The sequence below is a fragment of the Streptomyces sp. WG7 genome, assembly GCF_049975785.1.
Lineage (GTDB): Bacteria > Actinomycetota > Actinomycetes > Streptomycetales > Streptomycetaceae > Streptomyces.
The window spans coordinates 1-16,456 of record NZ_JBNGGE010000067.1 but is presented as its reverse complement, the minus strand read 5'-3'; the positions used below and the strand labels follow the sequence as shown (position 1 = coordinate 16,456).

Below are 16,456 nucleotides of genomic sequence, written 5' to 3'. Positions count from 1 at the left end.
CGCCCTGACCGCGACAGGAGGATGCCCGTGCCCGCTGCCGCACTGAAGCAGAAGCCGTTGCCCACCCAGTCCACCGCCAAGCGGCCCGTCCTGCTCGACCTGCCGTACGAACCGGTGGTGAAGCGTCCGCTGCCGGCGGGCCGCCCCCGCGAGTGGTACGTCACGCACAACCGCCGGCTCAAGGCGATGCGGCTCGCCATCGCCCTGCTCGACTCCGGCGTCTACCTGCCCGGCCAGGCCCGCAACGAGAAGATCCGCGCCACGGCGGAACTGATCGGCGTCCACCCGCCGTCGGACACCACGTGCCACATGGTGCGCGCGTTCTTGCGCTACAACCGCTGAGTCCACCACCGGTGCCGGGCGGCCTCCGTGCGTGAGGCGCCCGGCACCGCCGTGCCGCGCGCTGAGGCAGTATGGGCGGGTGAGGGCACCGTCCTCGACGCGAAGTCCCGGCGGCCCGGCGGCACTTGTGCCGACGTCGCGCGGTCGCGCCCCTGCCGGAGGAGAAAGGTACGACGGTTGACTGAGGAGAGGACGGTCCCGGTCCCGTCGTCGTGGATGACGCTGTCCGGCCGGTACGGCCGCGCCGTCGCCCGGGCCGGCGACATCGCCATGGCGCTGGGGGTCTGGGTGGCGGCGAGCCAGTACGGCGAGGAGTACGACCTGGTCCTGGGCTCGCTGATGGGACTGTGCCTGCTGGCCCGCAGAAGGTTCCCCGGCACGGTGATGGTGGCCGTCCTGTCGCTGACCGTCGTCCAGTTCGCCCTGGACGACGCGCCCGACATCCCGCTGGCGTCGTCGCCCGCCGCGTACAACGTGGCCGTGCTGTTCGCCATGATGTCGGTCGTCCACCATTCCCGGACCACCTGGATGCCGTATCTCGCGGGCGCCGCGGTGCTGCTGGGCCCGCTGGCCGGAACGGTGGGCATGCCGCCCCTGGGGATCGAGCCGTTCGCCGATCTCGGGACGCTGCTGACCTTCTGGGGACTGACGCTGACGGTCTGGCTGACGGCCTTCTCCCTGCACACGCGGCGGCTCTACGCCGAGAGCCAGGCGGACCGCGCCCTGCACGTCCAGCGGGAACAGGAACAGCGCGTCCGGCTGGCCGCGGCCCGGGAGCGGGCCGACATCGCCCGGGAACTGCACGACGTGGTGGCGCACAGCCTGGCCGTGATGATCCTCCAGGCCGACGGCGCCGAGTCCGTGCTGCGGAAGTCGCCGGACACGGCCCAGTCCGCGCTCAGGACGATCGCCGCCACGGGCCGGGACGCGATCGACGACATGCACCGCATCGTCCGGGTGCTGCGCGAGGGAAACCAGGACTCCGCCGACAGCGGCCCCCCACGGCGTCTGATCACCCTCGACGAGATCAAGGTCGTCGCCGAACGCGCACAGGCCGCCGGGCTGACCGTGGACGTGTCGATCGAGGTCGGTGAGGGACGGCTGGCGCCGGCGGAGGAGATGACGGCCTTCCGCATCGTCCAGGAGTGCCTCACGAACGTGCTCCGCCACGCCGGAGCCGGGGCCGGGGTCGACATCAGGCTCCATGAGGAGCAGGGCACCCTGCTGATCAGCGTGGTCGACGACGGAGGGGGCACCCTCGCCGGCCGCGGCGTCGGGGGCTCCGGAGGGAACGGACTGGTGGGTATGCGGGAGCGGGTGGAACTCGCCGGGGGCAGCTTCGAGGCCGGCCCCCGGCTCGGCAGCGGATGGCACGTACGTGCCTCGATTCCGACAAGGACGAAGTGATGACACAGGCAGACAGGCCGATCCGGGTGGCCGTGGTGGACGACCAGCCGCTGATCCGGGCCGGGTTCGCCATGGTGCTGGCCGGCCAGGACGACATCGAGGTCGTCGGTGAGGCGGAGAACGGCGCGGACGCCCTCGACCTGCTGCGGAAGGTCGAGGCGGACGTCGTCATCATGGACATCCGCATGCCCGTCATGGACGGCATCCAGGCCACGGAGCAGCTGATGCTGCGGGACGATCCGCCCGGGGTGCTGGTGCTGACCACCTTCGACAACGACGAGGACGCGTTCGCGGCGCTGCGCGCCGGAGCCGGCGGCTTCCTGCTGAAGAACGCCCCCGCCACGGAGGTCGTGAACGCCATCCGGGTCCTGGCCGCGGGGGAGTCGGTGGTGGCGCCGCGCATCACCCGGCTGCTCCTCGACCGGGTCTCGGACCGGCTGGCACCGGCGAACGGACAGGCCGAACGGCTGGACGTCCTCACCGCGCGCGAGCGGGACGTGCTCACCCTGGTCGCCGGGGGACTGTCCAACGTCGAGATCGCGGCGGACCTGTACGTCGCGGAGGCCACGGTGAAGACGCACCTGGGCAACCTCATGGCGAAACTGCACCTGCGGGACCGCGCACAGGCCGTCGTGTTCGCCTATCAGTCCGGGCTGGTCCGTCCCTCCCCCTGAGGGTGCGGAAGCGCCCCCGGGTTCTGCCCCCGGGGGTGCAGGAACCACCCCGTCCGGCGTGTCAGATCCGCCGCCCGGGATCTCGGGTCCGTGGCCGATGTCCGTCGGGCCGCCGAACTCCAGACTTCTCACTGTCGCCGAACGCGGCCGAGAAGACACCGGAGGACCCGATGAACACCACCCCCAGCACCCCCGCCACCCCCACCGCGCCCGCCCAGCAGAACCGCAGGCGGAACCGTCTCGTCATCGGCGCGGCCACGGCCGTGATCGTCGCGGGTCTGGCCGCCGGGGCGGGCTACTGGTGGCAGGACCGCGACGAGCTCAGCCAGGCCTCCGCCGAGGACTGCCGGCTGGCGCAGCGCATCATCACCGAGGCCGAGAAGATCTCCACCGGCCCCGTGCCGGAGGCGGAGAAGTGGTGGCAGGAGACCGGCGACGAGCGCCGCGCGCAGATGAAGGACGGCTACCTCGGAGCCAAGATCTCCCGATACGAGGGATGGGCGGTCGAGACCGCCAAGAAGTCCCCCGAAGCGCCGTCCGCGAAGGACGTGAAGAACCTCCAGGAGGAGGCGCAGGGACACTGCTCGGACTCCGGCGTCACCCTGTCCATGCCGTCGCTCGGCTCCTGACCCGGATTCGCGAGAACCGTCCCCATGGCTGTCCACACCGCCGCCCGCGGCCACGCACCGGACGACGTCATCACCGCCACCGCCCTGGTGAAGACCTACCGTCAGGGCACCACCGAGGTGCGGGCCCTCGACGAGGTGTCCGTCGGTATCCGGCGCGCCCGCTTCACCGCCGTCGTCGGCCCCTCCGGGTCGGGCAAGTCGACCCTGATGCACTGCGTCGCCGGACTCGACACCGCCACCTCCGGCAGCATCGTCCTGGACGGAACGGAGATCACCGGACTGTCCGACCGGCAGCTGACCCGGGTACGCCGGGAGCGGATCGGGTTCATCTTCCAGTCGTTCAACCTGCTGCCCCAGCTGACGGCCTACGAGAACATCGTGCTGCCCCTCGCCATGTCCGGTGGGCGCCCGGACCGTGCCCTGGTGGACCACCTCTGCGAGGTCCTCGGCATCGCCCACCGGGTGTCCCACCGCCCGTCCGAACTGTCCGGGGGCCAGCAGCAACGCGTCGCCGTGGCCCGGGCGCTGGTGGCCCGGCCGGCCGTGGTCTTCGCCGACGAACCCACCGGCAACCTCGACTCCAGGGCCGGCGCCGAGGTCCTCACCATGCTGCGCCGGTCCGTCGACGACCTCGGCCAGACGGTCGTGATGGTCACCCACGACCCCGCCGCCGCGCGGTACGCGGACCGGGTGCTGACCCTCGCGGACGGGCGCGTCGTGCAGGACGAGCACACCACCCCCTCCGGGCGGGCCGGCGCACTCGCCACCGACGTCATGAGGAGCCGGCGATGAGGACACCGTGGCGCGCGACCGTCCTGGGCTCCCAGGTCGCGGAACTCCTGAGACGGCCCGGCCGGTTCGCGGCGACCGGACTGTCGCTGCTGATCGCGGCGTTCGTCGTCTTCGGGACCGTCATGACCCAGCAGATCCTCACCGCGACCGCCGTCGAGAGGTTCCGCGGCACACCCGAAGCGGTGTCGATCGTGGTCACGCCCGGCGACGAAGGGGTGGAGATCGGCGAGTCCCGCCTCCGCGTGATCCGCGAGACGCCCGGAGTCGTCGAGGCCGTCGGCCGGATCGAGGACGGCACCGCGCTGGACGGCAGCGCCGTCGAACGCTACCTCGGTCTGTCCGCGGACCCGGGCTCCGGCGCCCTGGCGGAAGTCCGGCTGCTCGAAGGCACGTACCCGTCCGGCCCGGGCAGGCTCGCCGTCAACACGCAGGCCGCGGAGGAATACGATCTCGCCCCGGGAGCGCCGCTCACCCTGCTGCAGCCCGACGGCGAAGCCACCCGACGGGTGAAGGTCGAGGTCAGCGGCATCGTCCGCAGCACCGCCACGGACGGTGCGGAGCCCACCGGGTACGCTCCCGGCCCCCAGCTCCGGAAGATCCTCGGCGCGTCGGGCTACTCCCGCATCGACATCCGCACCGACACCGCGTCCTCCGCGTCCTCCGCGTCCTCCGCACCCGTTTCCGCGGAGCTGACCGAGCGGATCCGGCAGGCGGTGCCCGGAGCTCAGGTGCGCTCCGGGGACGAGGTGCGGGACGAGGAGGCCCGTGCGGCGGTGGCGGCGGCGAAGGACAACCTGGACCTGGTCACCGTCTTCCTCGCGGTCGCCGTCGGCGCGGCGGTCCTCGTCGCGACCTCCACCTTCCGCATCGTCTTCACACGGCGCGTACGCCAGCTGGCGCTGCTGCGCGCCATCGGGGCGACCCCACGCCGGCTCGCCGCCGCGCTCGTCGTCGAGGGGGCGGTGGTCGGCCTGCTGGCCGGCGCGACCGGTGTGGTGGCGGCCTGGGGCTGCGGGCAGCTCGTCCCTCCGGTCGCCGGGCGGTTCGGGCACGACCTGTCCGCCGCCTCCCAGGTTCCGCTGACGGAGGCCGCTCTCACCGTGCTCGGCACCGGTCTCCTGGCGGTCCTGTCGGTCCTGGCCCCGTCCCTGAGCGCCTCACGGGTCTCCCCGCTGCAAGCCCTGCGCACCGCGGCGTCCGAGGAGAGCACGGTGAGCGGCACCGGCCGGACCCTGCTGGGCCTGCTGTGCGCGGCGGGCGCCGCGTTCCTCGCCTGGCAGCAGTACGACGGGCTGCCCCAGCCGGGCGACACGGAGTACGACCGGTTCGCGGCGCTGACCGTCGTGGTGCTCTCGGGCGGGCTGGCCTTCCTGGCCCTGATCGCCCTCGGCCCCCATGCGGTCCGGCCGGTGCTGTCGGCCGTCGCCGTGCCCCTGCGCCGCACCGGTGCGGCCGGCCGCCTCGCGGTGGCGGGCGTCGGAGGTGCGCCGCGCCGAGCGGCCTCGGTCTCGGTCGTCGTGGCCCTCGGCGCCTGCCTGGTCGGCTCGACCCTGACCTCCCTCGCCTCCCTGGACGCCTACGAGCGGAACCGGCAGGCGGTGGCGGCACCCGCCGACTTCCGCCTGTACCCGGGAGACGGCGAGACGCTGGACCGGTCGCTCGCCGCCGATCTGGCCTCCCGCCCCGGACTGGCCGACGTGACCGCCTTCCGCACCGCGGAGGTCGACGACGGCGAGCACGGCGCGACCGTCTCCGACCTCGACCTCGGCACCGTCCGCTCCGGCGTGCGCCTGACCACCCGGACCGGCTCCCTCGACGACCTCGGCCCCGCCCACGTCGTCGTGGACGCCGACCGCGCCCATCGGCTCGGTGTCCGGGCCGGCGACCGCGTGACGCTGACGTTCGAGGGCCGCCCCGTCGAACTCACCGTGGCGGCGACGCTGACCGGAGCCGGCCCCTGGGGAGGTCAGTTCTTCGTCCGCGCGGCCGATCTCACCCGGATGGGAGCGGACGCCGCGCCCACCGCGGTCACCGCCAACGCCGCGGAAGACGGCGCACAGGGGCGGACGAGCGCACAGCGGGCCATCACCGACACCTTGACCGGCCCGGAGCGCGGCGACGGCCGCGTCCTCGCCGAGGACTCGGCCGGACAGGCCGGCGAGTCGGAGGACCTGCGGACGACGGCCACGACGGTGATCATGCTTCTGGGGCTGACCGTCCTGGTGGCGGTCGCCGGAGTCGCGACCACGGCGAGCCTCACCGTCGTCGAGCGCAAGCGCGAGTTCGGGCTGCTGCGGGCCCTGGGCCTCGGCGGACGGGCCGTGCACCGCATGGTCACGGTGGAATGCGCGCTCTACGGCGTACTGGGCGGGATCCTCGGTCTGGCCCTCGGCCTGCCGTACTCCTGGCTGGTGGTCCGTGTCACCCAGGCGAACGCCCCGTTCAGCGTGCCGGCCGGGGAACTCGCCACGGTCTTCACCGCCCTCGTCCTGGTGACCGCCGCCGCGGGCATGGTGCCCGCCCTCCGCGCCTCCCGGACCTCACCGACGGTCGCCGTCGCCCAGACCGACTAGCCGGACAGCGCACCGGGGCAGGGACGGGCGGGTACGCGCACCGGGGGCCCGCCGGTGGGCACACCGCGTCGCCGGGGTCAGTACGGGATCAGCACGGGGTCAGTACGGGGTCAGTACGGCCGGAAGTTGATGTAGCCGAGGAGGACGATCCCCGCGGCCACGCAGCCCAGCACCACGGCGGTCGACACCCAGGACGACCGGCGTCCGGACCCCACGTGCTCGGGATCGGCGCGGAAGGGCACCGGTCCGGGCGGGTTCTCCTTCCAGCGCGCGGCGAGCATCCGGGCGCGCGCGGAGGGTTCCTTGTGCTCGGCCCCGTCCGCCCACTTGATGTCGAACTCGCGTTCCTCGTCGTCCCGTTCGGACATGTCCGGTCCTTCTCCCCGTCCCCTGACTCGAACAACCGTGTCAGTAAACATGATCCTGGGCCGGGCTCCCCGTGTGAAGCTTTTCGGCCAACGAGCCAACGAGCCAACGAGCCACATGACGGCGCCCCCGCTCCCTGACGAGCAGGAGGCGGGGGCGCCGGACGGCCCGGGACGACGCGGACGTCGGTCACACGTCGAAGTACATCTCGAACTCGTGCGGGTGCGGACGCAGCTGCAGCGGCGCGATCTCGTTGGCGCGCTTGAAGTCGATCCACGTCTCGATCAGGTCCGGCGTGAAGACGTCGCCCTGGAGGAGGAACTCGTGGTCGGCCTCGAGGCGGTCGAGGACCGCGCCGAGGGAGGTCGGGACCTGCGCCACGTTCGCGTGCTCCTCGGGAGCCAGCTCGTAGAGGTCCTTGTCGATCGGCTCGGCCGGCTCGATCTTGTTCTTGATGCCGTCCAGACCCGCGAGGAGCAGGGCCGAGAAGGCCAGGTACGGGTTGCCGGAGGCGTCCGGCGCGCGGAACTCGACGCGCTTGGCCTTCGGGTTCGAGCCCGTGATCGGGATGCGCATCGCGGCCGAGCGGTTGCGCTGCGAGTACACCAGGTTCACCGGCGCCTCGAAGCCCGGCACCAGGCGGTGGTAGGAGTTCACCGTCGGGTTGGTGAAGGCCAGCAGCGACGGGGCGTGCTTGAGGATGCCGCCGATGTAGTAGCGGGCCATGTCCGACAGGCCGGCGTAGCCCTGCTCGTCGTAGAAGAGCGGGTCGCCGCCCGACCACAGCGACTGGTGGACGTGCATGCCCGAGCCGTTGTCACCGAAGATCGGCTTCGGCATGAAGGTCGCCGTCTTGCCGTTCTTCCAGGCCACGTTCTTCACGATGTACTTGAAGAGCTGGAGGTCGTCGGCGGCGGCGAGCAGCGTGTTGAACTTGTAGTTGATCTCCGCCTGGCCGGCGGTGCCCACCTCGTGGTGCTGGCGCTCGACCTGGAGGCCGGACCGCTCCAGCTCCAGGGAGATCTCGGCACGCAGGTCGGCGAAGTGGTCGACCGGCGGGACCGGGAAGTAGCCGCCCTTGTAGCGGACCTTGTAACCGCGGTTGTCCTCCACCGCGCCGGTGTTCCAGGCGCCGGCCTCGGAGTCGATGTGGTAGAAGGACTCGTTCGCGCTGGTGGCGAAGCGGACGGAGTCGAAGACGTAGAACTCCGCCTCCGGACCGAAGAACGCCGTGTCGGCGATGCCGGTGGAGGCCAGGTAGGCCTCGGCCTTCTTCGCCACGTTCCGCGGGTCGCGGGAGTACTGCTCGCCCGTGATCGGGTCGTGGATGAAGAAGTTGATGTTGAGGGTCTTGTCCCGGCGGAACGGGTCGATGCGCGCGGTCGACAGGTCGGGGCGCAGGGACATGTCCGACTCGTGGATGGCCTGGAAGCCGCGGATCGAGGACCCGTCGAAGGCCTGCTCGTCGTCGGGGTCGAACGCCGCGGCGGGCAACGTGAAGTGCTGCATGACGCCCGGCAGGTCGCAGAACCGGACGTCGACGAACTTGACGTCCTCGTCCGCGATGTACTTCTTGGCGTCGTCGGCGTTCTGGAACATCCAGCTCCTCCTACTCCCGACCGTCCCGCCGGGGTGGTAGATCGTTCGTGCTGCCAGTGCGGGTGGCACACGCTTCGTCGACCCTAGGGACGGGTGATTTCCCGGGCGTGACCCATTTGTTTCGCAGAAGTTAACCGGCTCCGTTCCAGCGTAGGCCTCTTCCGGACCCGCCACACCCCCGTCGTCCGCCGCCCCGCGACCCCTGGGCCCGGCCGTTCCGCCCCCGCGTCCACCCCTCCGTCCACCGGTCATATACGGGCGCAGTACCGTGGACGGGTGGACAACAGGCAAGCAATCGGATCGTGGCTTTCCGGGCCGCGCGCGGCCATCGAAGGGGCCGGCGCCGATCTCGGATACCGGGGTGAGCAGCTCGGGCTGCCCGAGGAGGGACCGGGCTCGATCGCCCGTCCGGGCAGGCGGATCGGCGCCCTGGCCGTCGACTGGGCCCTGTGCCTGTTGATCGCATACGGCCTGATCACGGACGGCTACGGCCAGTCGACCAGCAACTGGGCCCTGCTGATCTTCTTCGTGCTGAGCGTGCTGACCGTCGGCACGGTCGGCTTCACCCCGGGCAAGCGCCTCTTCGGCCTGCGGGTGGTGGAGCTGGGCACGGGACGGCCCAGCCCCCTGCGCGCCCTGCTGCGCTCGGTCCTGCTGTGCCTCGCCCTCCCGGCGCTGATCTGGGACCGCGACGGCCGCGGTCTGCACGACCGGCTGGCGCGCACCGTGGAAGTACGGATCTGACGGCGGCGAGCTTCGCGACGGGACGGCGGCGAGCTCCACGACGGGACGACCGCGAGCCCCACGACGGGACGACCGCGAGCCCTACGACGATGGGGGCGCCCGGAGTGATCCGGGCGCCCCCATCGCCGTACCGGCGTGTCGGAGTCCTACGCGGTCAGCGCTGCCTGGGGTTGCCGCCCTTGGGCATGCGCATGCCCTTGGGCATCGGGCCCTTGGGCAGCGGCATGTTGCTCATCAGGTCGCCCAGGGCACGCAGCCGGTCGTTGGTCACGGTGACCTGCGGGCCGCTCAGGACGCGGGGGAGCTTGAGCATGGTCGTGCGGAGCTTCTTCAGCTCGACCTGGCCCTCGCCGGTGCCCACGACCAGATCGTGCACGGGCACGTCCGCGACGATGCGGTTCATCTTCTTCTTCTCGGCCGCGAGCAGGGACTTCACCCGGTTCGGGTTGCCCTCCGCGACCAGCACGATGCCGGCCTTGCCGACCGCGCGGTGCACCACGTCCTGGTTGCGGTTCATCGCCACCGCGGGTGTCGTCGTCCACCCCCGGCCGATGTTGTCCAGCACGGCCGCGGCCGCGCCCGGCTGGCCCTCCATCTGGCCGAAGGCCGCCCGCTCGGCCCGGCGACCGAAGACGATCGCCGTCGCGAGGAAGGCGAGCAGCACGCCCAGGATGCCGAGATAGATGGGGTGACCGATCAGGAAACCGATCGCGAGGAAGACACCGAAGACGACGATGCCGACACCCGCGAGTACAAGACCGATCTTCTTGTCGGCCTTGCGGGTCATCTTGTAGGTCAGAGCGATCTGCTTCAGTCGCCCGGGATTCGCAGCGTCCGCTGCAGGTTCCTTCCTCGCCATGGCACGAAGTCTACGTGCCCCCGAAAGCGCCGACGACGGCAGTGCCCGGCGCAGGGGGAGGGGAGGGGGACGGGGGTGGGGTCAGGGGCGTCCGGCGACGGACTGCCCGAGGACGCGCTCCGTCTCGATCCGGTCCTTGGCGCGGCGGCGGTCCTCCAGCACCGAGGTCCAGGCGTTGCGCCGGGCGGTGCGCTGGCCGCCGCTCATCAGCAGCGACTCGACGGCCCGCAGGGCGGTGGTGAACGACGGGATGGCGGTGGCGCGGACTGCGGTGGCGCGAACGGGCGCGGCCTGCATCGTGGAGGTCCCCCCTCGGTACGGCTCCGGGTCCGGAGACGGGCGTACGTGGTGTGATTTCAGGGTCACTGATTGGTGTTACCAGGGCGTGACCCGCCGGTCAAACGGACATGAAGCCGCGATGCCGGAGGCCGGAACGGCGTCGCGGCCCCGACCGGTGCCCTCATCTGCGAGGACGGTCGGGACCGCGGCGTATTGGCCATTACTGGCGAGTAGTGACTTGTGCGTGAATTCACACAGTGGTGGACCGGCGCTGCTCCATGGCCATTCCGTAGAGCCGGCCGGCGCGGTAGGAGGACCGCACCAGCGGACCCGACATCACGCCGGAGAAGCCGATCTGCTCGGCCTCCTCCTTCAGCTCCACGAACTCCTGCGGCTTGACCCAGCGCTCCACCGGATGGTGGCGCACCGACGGGCGCAGGTACTGGGTGATGGTGATCAGCTCGCAGCCGGCCTCGTGCAGCTGCTTCAGCGCCTCGCTGATCTCCTCACGGGTCTCACCCATGCCGAGGATCAGGTTGGACTTCGTGACCAGACCGTAGTCGCGGGCTTCGGTGATGACCTTCAGCGAGCGCTCGTAACGGAAGCCCGGACGGATGCGCTTGAAGATCCGGGGGACCGTCTCGACGTTGTGCGCGAAGACCTCGGGGCGGGAGGCGAAGACCTCCTGGAGGAGCTCCGGCACCGCGTTGAAGTCGGGGGCCAGCAGCTCGACCTTGGTACGGCCGGCCTCGCGCCCCGCCGTCTGCTGGTGGATCTGGCGCACCGTCTCGGCGTACAGCCAGGCACCGCCGTCCGGCAGGTCGTCACGGGCGACGCCGGTGATGGTCGCGTAGTTCAGGTCCATGGTGACCACGGACTCGCCGACCCGGCGCGGCTCGTCGCGGTCGAGCGCCTCGGGCTTGCCGGTGTCGATCTGGCAGAAGTCGCAGCGCCGGGTGCACTGGTCGCCGCCGATGAGGAAGGTCGCCTCGCGGTCCTCCCAGCACTCGTAGATGTTGGGGCAGCCGGCTTCCTGGCAGACGGTGTGCAGGCCCTCGCTCTTCACGAGGTTCTGCATCTTGGTGTATTCGGGACCCATTTTCGCCCGGGTCTTGATCCACTCGGGCTTGCGCTCGATGGGGGTCTGGCTGTTGCGGACCTCCAGGCGCAGCATCTTGCGTCCGTCGGGTGCGACTGCGGACACGACCGGCTCCCTAGCGTTTGATTCTTCGGCGTGCCCCAGGGTACGCCCGTTGATTTGTTGGTCGGCGTTGGTGCTGGCCCTGCTGGGGGCTGCCGCCCCCAGGCCCCCGCTTCGGCCCTGACGGGCCTCGTCCTCCAACGCCGGACGGGCTGGAAATATGCCCTCCGCCGCGACGGACCGGACGGACCGGACGGGCCGTCTCTATGCCGCCGGTGTCTTCTCGATCACCCGCGGCTTCAGTTCCGCGTTCTCCAGGACGTCGCGGAGGTGGCGTTCGGCCACCGGCAGTACCTCCTCGATGGTGATGTCCCGGCCCAGCTCGTTCGCGAGGGAGGCGACGCCCGCGTCGCGGATGCCGCAGGGGATGATCCGGTCGAACCACTTGTTGTCGGGGTTCACGTTCAGGGCGAAGCCGTGCATGGTCACGCCCTTCGCCACCCGGATGCCGATCGCGGCGATCTTGCGGTCCTCGCGGCGCTGGCCGGCGTTGGACGGCGCGTAGTCGGGGCCGTTCAGCCGGGGGTCGAACTCCTCGTCCGTCAGGCGCGGGTCGAAGTCCAGGGAGAGGCCCGCCCGTCGCCCGCCACCACCCTCGGCCGGAGCGCTGCGCGCTGCCCCTCCATATGGCGCGGGGCGCTGGTCGACGGGGTCGCCGAGGACCCACACGCCGCTGCGGCCCTCGACCCGGGTGGTCTCGAGCCCGAACTCCGCGCAGGTGCGGATGAGTGCCTCCTCCAGCCGGCGGACGTGCGCCACCACGTCCACCGGGCGCGGGAGCTTCTGGATCGGGTAGCCCACCAGCTGGCCCGGCCCGTGCCAGGTGATCTTGCCGCCGCGGTCCACGTCGACGACCGGCGTGCCGTCCAGCGGGCGCTCGCTGTCCTCGGTGCGCCGGCCGGCGGTGTAGACCGGCGGGTGTTCGAGGAGCAGCACCGTGTCCGGGACCTCGTCGGCGAACCGCGCGGCGTGCACCCGGCGCTGCTCGTCCCACGCCTCCTGGTACTCGACGCGTTCGGCACCGAACCCCATTCGGACGAACCGCAGCTCACTCACGGCAAGTGCCTCCCTGGAAGGTCGTAAGGCACGAACCGTGCCCACGCCACTGTACGACCGTCCGCGCGCCGTCAGCCGGGCGGGCAATCCTCACACGATCGGATGAATGCCTGGCGAAGTGTGCGATCGGGTGCTCACTCTCCGCTACATTCGCGCCGTTCACGAGGCCATAAGGGCTGCTCACAGGCGCTCCGGGCACATCGAACGGCCCGGAAGGCAGGAGACCGCACCGCACCATGACGGAACGACCCGCGCAGCGCACCCCCAACCGCCAGCTCGCCGCGCTCATCGCCGAAGCGGGGTTCTCCAACGCGGGTCTCGCACGTCGCGTCGACCAGCTCGGACTCGAACACGGCCTGGACCTGAGATACGACAAGACGTCCGTCACCCGGTGGCTGCGCGGCCAGCAGCCACGCGGCACCACCCCGGCCCTGATCGCCGAGGTCTTCACCCGGCGCCTGGGCCGCCGCCTCACCGCCCAGGACCTCGGCCTGGACGCCTGCGCGCCCGTCTACGCGGGACTGGAGTTCGCCGCGAGCCCGGAGGAGGCCGTCGACATCGTCGGCGGCCTGTGGCGCAAGGACTCCGGCAGCCACGCCGAACTCCGCAAGATCGCCTTCACCCCGGCGGGCCTCGTCGTGCCCAGCCGGGACTGGCTCATCGGCCGCGCCGACGAGAAGGTGGCCCGCTCCGAGGTGCCCGTCCGCATCCCCGCGCAGGGCCGCCCGGCCACCCCCAGGATCCCCGTCCCGCTCGCCCCGTCCCGCCGCCGGGCCCCGGCCGAGCGGGGCCCCGGCCAGAAGGTCACCGGCGGCGACCTCGCCGCCCTGCGCTCGGTCGGCGAGCTCTTCCGCAGCCTCGACGACCGGTACGGCGGCGGACACGCCCGCCAGGCCCTGGTGCGCTACCTGGAGCACGAGCTGGAGCCGATGCTGCGCGGTACCTACGGCGAGCAGACCGGCCGCCGGCTGTTCGGCGCCGCCGCCGACCTCACCCGGCTCGCGGGCTGGACGTCGTACGACATCGCCGCGCACGGCCTCGCCCAGCGCTACTTCGTCCAGGCGCTGCGGCTGTCGCAGGCGGCGGGGGACCGGGCGTACGGCTCGTACGTGCTGGCCACCATGAGCCGGCAGGCCGTCTACCTGGGGCACGGGCGGGAGGCCGTGCAGCTCGCGCGGGTGGCGCAGCAGGGTGTGGGGACCTCCGCGCCGCCGGTCGTGCAGACCCTGCTGCACGCCGCCGAGGCGCGTGCGCACGGCCTGCTCGGCGAGGTGCGGGCCTGCACCGCCTCGCTGGTCCGCGCCGAGCGCGCCCTGGAGACGGCCCGGCCCGGCGACGAGGTGCCGCACTGGGCGCGCTTCTTCGACGAGGCGCAGCTCGCCGACGAGTTCGGGCACTGCCACCGCGATCTGCAGCAGTTCCGCGCCGCCGCCCAGCACGCGGAGCGCTCACTGCAGCTGCGCGCCCCCGCCTACGCCCGCAGCCGGCTGTTCTGCCGGATCGTCCTGGCCACCGCCCGCCTCGGCCTCGGCGAACTCGACCAGGCCTGCCAGCTGGCCGCGGAGGCGGCCGGACAGGCGGCCGAGATGCGGTCGGTGCGGGCGGCGGAGTACGTCCGCGACTTCGAACGGCGGCTGGAGCCGTACAAGGACGCGGCGCCCGTGCGGGGGTACCGGGACAAGGTGGCGGCGCTGGGGTAGGCGCGACGCGGAGTTCCGGCCGCGGACCGGACGGTGGAGCGGCCTGGTGCGAGTGATCAGGCGGGGGTGCTGTAGCGCTCGATCACGTGGATGCGGTCGAAGGACCAGCCGTCGGCGGCCTCCCAGCTGTGCAGCGGGGAGTTGAGGGTGCCGTCGGCCTTGGCGGTCCAGGTGATGGCCTTGACGCGGCCGTCCGAGTAGCCGTACAGCGTGGCGAGGTCGTCGCGGCCGTCGCCGTTGTAGTCACCGGTGACGATCTTCATGTTGCCGCGAGCGTAGTTTCCCGCCGGAGTGCTCCAGAGGTCGGTGCGGTTGCCGAACGCGCCGTCGGCGTCGGCGGTGAAGCCGATCACGGCGTCGTGGCCGTCGCCGTAGTCGTACCAGGCGGCGAGGTCGTCGCGGCCGTCGCCGTCGAAGTCACCGGAGTGGACGCTGGCGGCGTCGAAGTTCCAGCCGGTGCTGCTCCAGCCGTGGACGGCAGTCTGGTCGAAGCCGCCGTCGGGCGTGGTGGGGAAGGTGATGAACTTGACCTCACCGGTGGAGTAGCCGTAGAGGGCGGCGAGGTCGTCGCGGCCGTCGCCGTCGTAGTCGCCGGTGGCGAACTTCATGTTCCGGGCGCTCCAGCCCTCGGTGCGGCTGAAGGAGGAGAAGGGGCTGTTGAAGCCGCCGTCGGCCTTGGCGAGGAAGGTGTGGAGCTTGTCGCTGCCGTCGCTGTAGTCGTACCAGACGGAGACGTCGTCGCGGCCGTCGCCGTTGAAGTCACCGGAGTTGACGGTCATGCGGGAGAAGGTCCATCCCTCGGTGGCCCTCCAGGAGTGCAGCGGGCCGTCGAAGTGGCCGTTGCCCTGACCGAGCCAGGTGATCAGCCTGACCTCGCCGCTGGAGTAGCCGTAGAAGGCGGCCACGTCACCGATGCCGTCGCCGTTGAAGTCGCCGGTGAAGCGCTTCATGTTCTCGGCCCAGTAGCTGCCGGCCGGGACCTCCCAGCCGTGCACGGGGCTGCCGAAGCCGCCGTCGGCCCGGGCGGGGAAGGCGTGGATCTCGTCGTGGCCGTCGCCGTAGTCGTACCAGGCGCCGAGGTCGCTGCGGCCGTCCCCGTCGTGGTCGTGGCGGACGACGGTACCGGCGGCCCACTGGGACGCGCCCTGGGCGTCGTGGATGACGAAGTTGCCGCGGTCCTGGAGGACGGCCTTGCCGCCGGGTGCGGTGGTCTTCGACTCCCACAGGACGGTGGCGCCGTCGGCGTCGAGGACGGTGAGGTTGCCGCTGTCGGTGAAGCGGGTGGTGGCGCCGGGGTGGCCCGCGGTGCCGGCGGACCACAGGGTCCTGCCCGCGGCCGAGACGACGACGAGGTTGCCGTCGGCCTGCTGGGTGAGGCGGGCGGCGTTGGCGGTGAGGCTGTCACCGGTCCGCAGGACGGTGCCGGGGGTGAGGGTGCTGCCGCCGGTGACGTTGTCGAGGCGGGAGGCGACGGCGTCGTTGCGGGTCTCGGCCGGGTCGGTGCCCCAGCAGCCGCCCTGCCAGGACCGGCTGGCGAGCGCGACCAGCTCGAACGAGCCGTTCTTCTTCCGCACCAGCGGGCCGCCGGCGTCTCCGGCGCAGATCGCGTCGTCGTCGCTCCTGCCGTCGAGGGCGATCGTGGTGCCGGACACGGACTGGACCGTGAAGGTGGCCGTGTGCCGCGAGACCGCCGCCCACTCGTCCTTGGTCCGGCCGAACCCGGCGACGGTCAGTTCCTCGCCCACGGCGGGCGCGGTGGTGGCGAACGGGACGGGAGTGCCGGCGACGGGGGTGGCGAGGCGGGCCAGGACCATGTCGCGGTCGGTGCGGGGCACGAGCTCGACGACGTCGACGGGCCGGTTGGTGCCGGGAGCCGGGCCCAGGACGGCCCGCGTCTTCCACTTCGGCTTGCCGGCGGCGACCTGGCCGTCGGCGGCGTCGTCGGCGAAGCAGGCGGCGGCGGTGGCCAGCCACTGGGAGGCGATCAGCACCGCGGAGCAGGCCCGCTGGTTGTCACCTATCTGCAGGCGGGCGGTGAAGGCGTAGGTGCCGTCGGTGACGGCGGGGCCGGTGGCGGCCTGGGCGGTGCCCGTGGTGAGGCAGCCGGCGGCCACCGCGGTGGCCACCGCGCCCGCGGTGACCGCGGCGCGTGAACGGAGTCTTGACACGGAGTGGAACACGTTCCTTTCGCTGGGCAGCATGCGCAATGTGTGCGGCGTGTGCGGCGTGTGCGGC

General features: G+C 71.9%; 15 protein-coding genes. 8 read left to right on the top strand and 7 right to left on the bottom strand.

Annotation, left to right across the window (positions count from 1 at the left end):
• Positions 1–27: 27 nt before the first annotated feature.
• From ACP4J0_RS35635 to ACP4J0_RS35610, 6 genes are all read left to right on the top strand, one after another.
• Positions 28–342 (top strand): hypothetical protein, encoded by a 315-nt coding sequence (locus ACP4J0_RS35635; RefSeq protein WP_426603156.1) that lies wholly within the window; start codon positions 28–30, stop codon positions 340–342.
• A 177-nt stretch (positions 343–519) separates the two neighbouring features.
• Positions 520–1,749: a sensor histidine kinase gene (locus ACP4J0_RS35630; RefSeq protein WP_426603154.1), complete on the top strand. Its 1,230-nt coding sequence runs from the start codon at positions 520–522 to the stop codon at positions 1,747–1,749.
• A complete protein-coding gene (locus ACP4J0_RS35625; protein ID WP_426603152.1) occupies positions 1,749–2,423 on the top strand; it encodes a response regulator in 675 nt (224 codons plus the stop codon). Before ACP4J0_RS35630 ends, ACP4J0_RS35625 begins: the two co-directional genes overlap by 1 nt.
• A gap of 170 nt (positions 2,424–2,593) precedes the next feature.
• Entirely contained in the window at positions 2,594–3,052 is a 459-nt protein-coding gene (locus ACP4J0_RS35620; protein WP_426603150.1) for a hypothetical protein, read from the top strand.
• An 87-nt stretch (positions 3,053–3,139) separates the two neighbouring features.
• Positions 3,140–3,844, top strand: a complete 705-nt coding sequence (locus tag ACP4J0_RS35615; RefSeq protein ID WP_426603180.1) for an ABC transporter ATP-binding protein — start codon at positions 3,140–3,142, stop codon at positions 3,842–3,844.
• Entirely contained in the window at positions 3,841–6,417 is a 2,577-nt protein-coding gene (locus ACP4J0_RS35610) for an FtsX-like permease family protein (RefSeq protein ID WP_426603148.1), read from the top strand. Before ACP4J0_RS35615 ends, ACP4J0_RS35610 begins: the two co-directional genes overlap by 4 nt.
• Positions 6,418–6,527: 110 nt before the next feature.
• Here the strand turns inward: ACP4J0_RS35610 and ACP4J0_RS35605 are convergent, their stop codons facing one another.
• Both ACP4J0_RS35605 and glnA read right to left on the bottom strand, forming a co-directional pair.
• Positions 6,528–6,785: a hypothetical protein gene (locus ACP4J0_RS35605; protein ID WP_426603146.1), complete on the bottom strand. Its 258-nt coding sequence runs from the start codon at positions 6,783–6,785 to the stop codon at positions 6,528–6,530.
• 187 nt (positions 6,786–6,972) lie between these two features.
• Positions 6,973–8,382 (bottom strand): type I glutamate--ammonia ligase, encoded by a 1,410-nt coding sequence (gene glnA, locus ACP4J0_RS35600; protein WP_426603144.1) that lies wholly within the window; start codon positions 8,380–8,382, stop codon positions 6,973–6,975.
• Between the two features lie 276 nt (positions 8,383–8,658).
• Here glnA and ACP4J0_RS35595 point away from each other — a divergent pair, with 276 nt between their 5' ends.
• Positions 8,659–9,126 (top strand): RDD family protein, encoded by a 468-nt coding sequence (locus ACP4J0_RS35595; protein WP_426603142.1) that lies wholly within the window; start codon positions 8,659–8,661, stop codon positions 9,124–9,126.
• Positions 9,127–9,280: 154 nt separating this feature from the next.
• Here the strand turns inward: ACP4J0_RS35595 and ACP4J0_RS35590 are convergent, their stop codons facing one another.
• The 4 genes from ACP4J0_RS35590 to lipB form a co-directional block, all read right to left on the bottom strand.
• Positions 9,281–9,985, bottom strand: a complete 705-nt coding sequence (locus ACP4J0_RS35590) for a DUF4191 domain-containing protein (protein ID WP_398131967.1) — start codon at positions 9,983–9,985, stop codon at positions 9,281–9,283.
• A gap of 81 nt (positions 9,986–10,066) precedes the next feature.
• Complete coding sequence (locus ACP4J0_RS35585) at positions 10,067–10,282, bottom strand: hypothetical protein (RefSeq protein ID WP_279563769.1); 216 nt, start codon at positions 10,280–10,282, stop codon at positions 10,067–10,069.
• A 232-nt stretch (positions 10,283–10,514) separates the two neighbouring features.
• Complete coding sequence (lipA, locus tag ACP4J0_RS35580) at positions 10,515–11,468, bottom strand: lipoyl synthase (protein ID WP_426603140.1); 954 nt, start codon at positions 11,466–11,468, stop codon at positions 10,515–10,517.
• A 201-nt stretch (positions 11,469–11,669) separates the two neighbouring features.
• Entirely contained in the window at positions 11,670–12,521 is an 852-nt protein-coding gene (gene lipB / locus ACP4J0_RS35575) for a lipoyl(octanoyl) transferase LipB (RefSeq protein ID WP_426603138.1), read from the bottom strand.
• 236 nt (positions 12,522–12,757) lie between these two features.
• Between lipB and ACP4J0_RS35570 the strand changes: the two genes are divergently transcribed.
• A complete protein-coding gene (locus tag ACP4J0_RS35570) occupies positions 12,758–14,221 on the top strand; it encodes a regulator (RefSeq protein ID WP_426603136.1) in 1,464 nt (487 codons plus the stop codon).
• A 56-nt stretch (positions 14,222–14,277) separates the two neighbouring features.
• Here ACP4J0_RS35570 and ACP4J0_RS35565 read toward each other — a convergent pair whose 3' ends face one another.
• Positions 14,278–16,389 carry an FG-GAP-like repeat-containing protein gene (locus tag ACP4J0_RS35565; RefSeq protein ID WP_426603134.1) on the bottom strand — a complete coding sequence of 704 codons (2,112 nt, stop codon included), beginning with the start codon at positions 16,387–16,389 and terminating at the stop codon, positions 14,278–14,280.
• Between the last annotated feature and the right edge of the window lie 67 nt (positions 16,390–16,456).

Bases quoted from the DNA above. Each gene is read 5' to 3' on its own strand.
- ACP4J0_RS35610 (WP_426603148.1), top strand. From the start codon at position 3,841: ATGAGGACACCGTGGCGCGCGACCGTCCTGGGCTCCCAGGTCGCGGAA.
- ACP4J0_RS35625 (WP_426603152.1), top strand. From the start codon at position 1,749: ATGACACAGGCAGACAGGCCGATCCGGGTGGCCGTGGTGGACGACCAG.
- ACP4J0_RS35590 (WP_398131967.1), bottom strand. From the start codon at position 9,985: ATGGCGAGGAAGGAACCTGCAGCGGACGCTGCGAATCCCGGGCGACTG.
- ACP4J0_RS35585 (WP_279563769.1), bottom strand. From the start codon at position 10,282: ATGCAGGCCGCGCCCGTTCGCGCCACCGCAGTCCGCGCCACCGCCATC.
- ACP4J0_RS35620 (WP_426603150.1), top strand. From the start codon at position 2,594: ATGAACACCACCCCCAGCACCCCCGCCACCCCCACCGCGCCCGCCCAG.
- ACP4J0_RS35605 (WP_426603146.1), bottom strand. From the start codon at position 6,785: ATGTCCGAACGGGACGACGAGGAACGCGAGTTCGACATCAAGTGGGCG.
- glnA (WP_426603144.1), bottom strand. From the start codon at position 8,382: ATGTTCCAGAACGCCGACGACGCCAAGAAGTACATCGCGGACGAGGAC.
- ACP4J0_RS35570 (WP_426603136.1), top strand. From the start codon at position 12,758: ATGACGGAACGACCCGCGCAGCGCACCCCCAACCGCCAGCTCGCCGCG.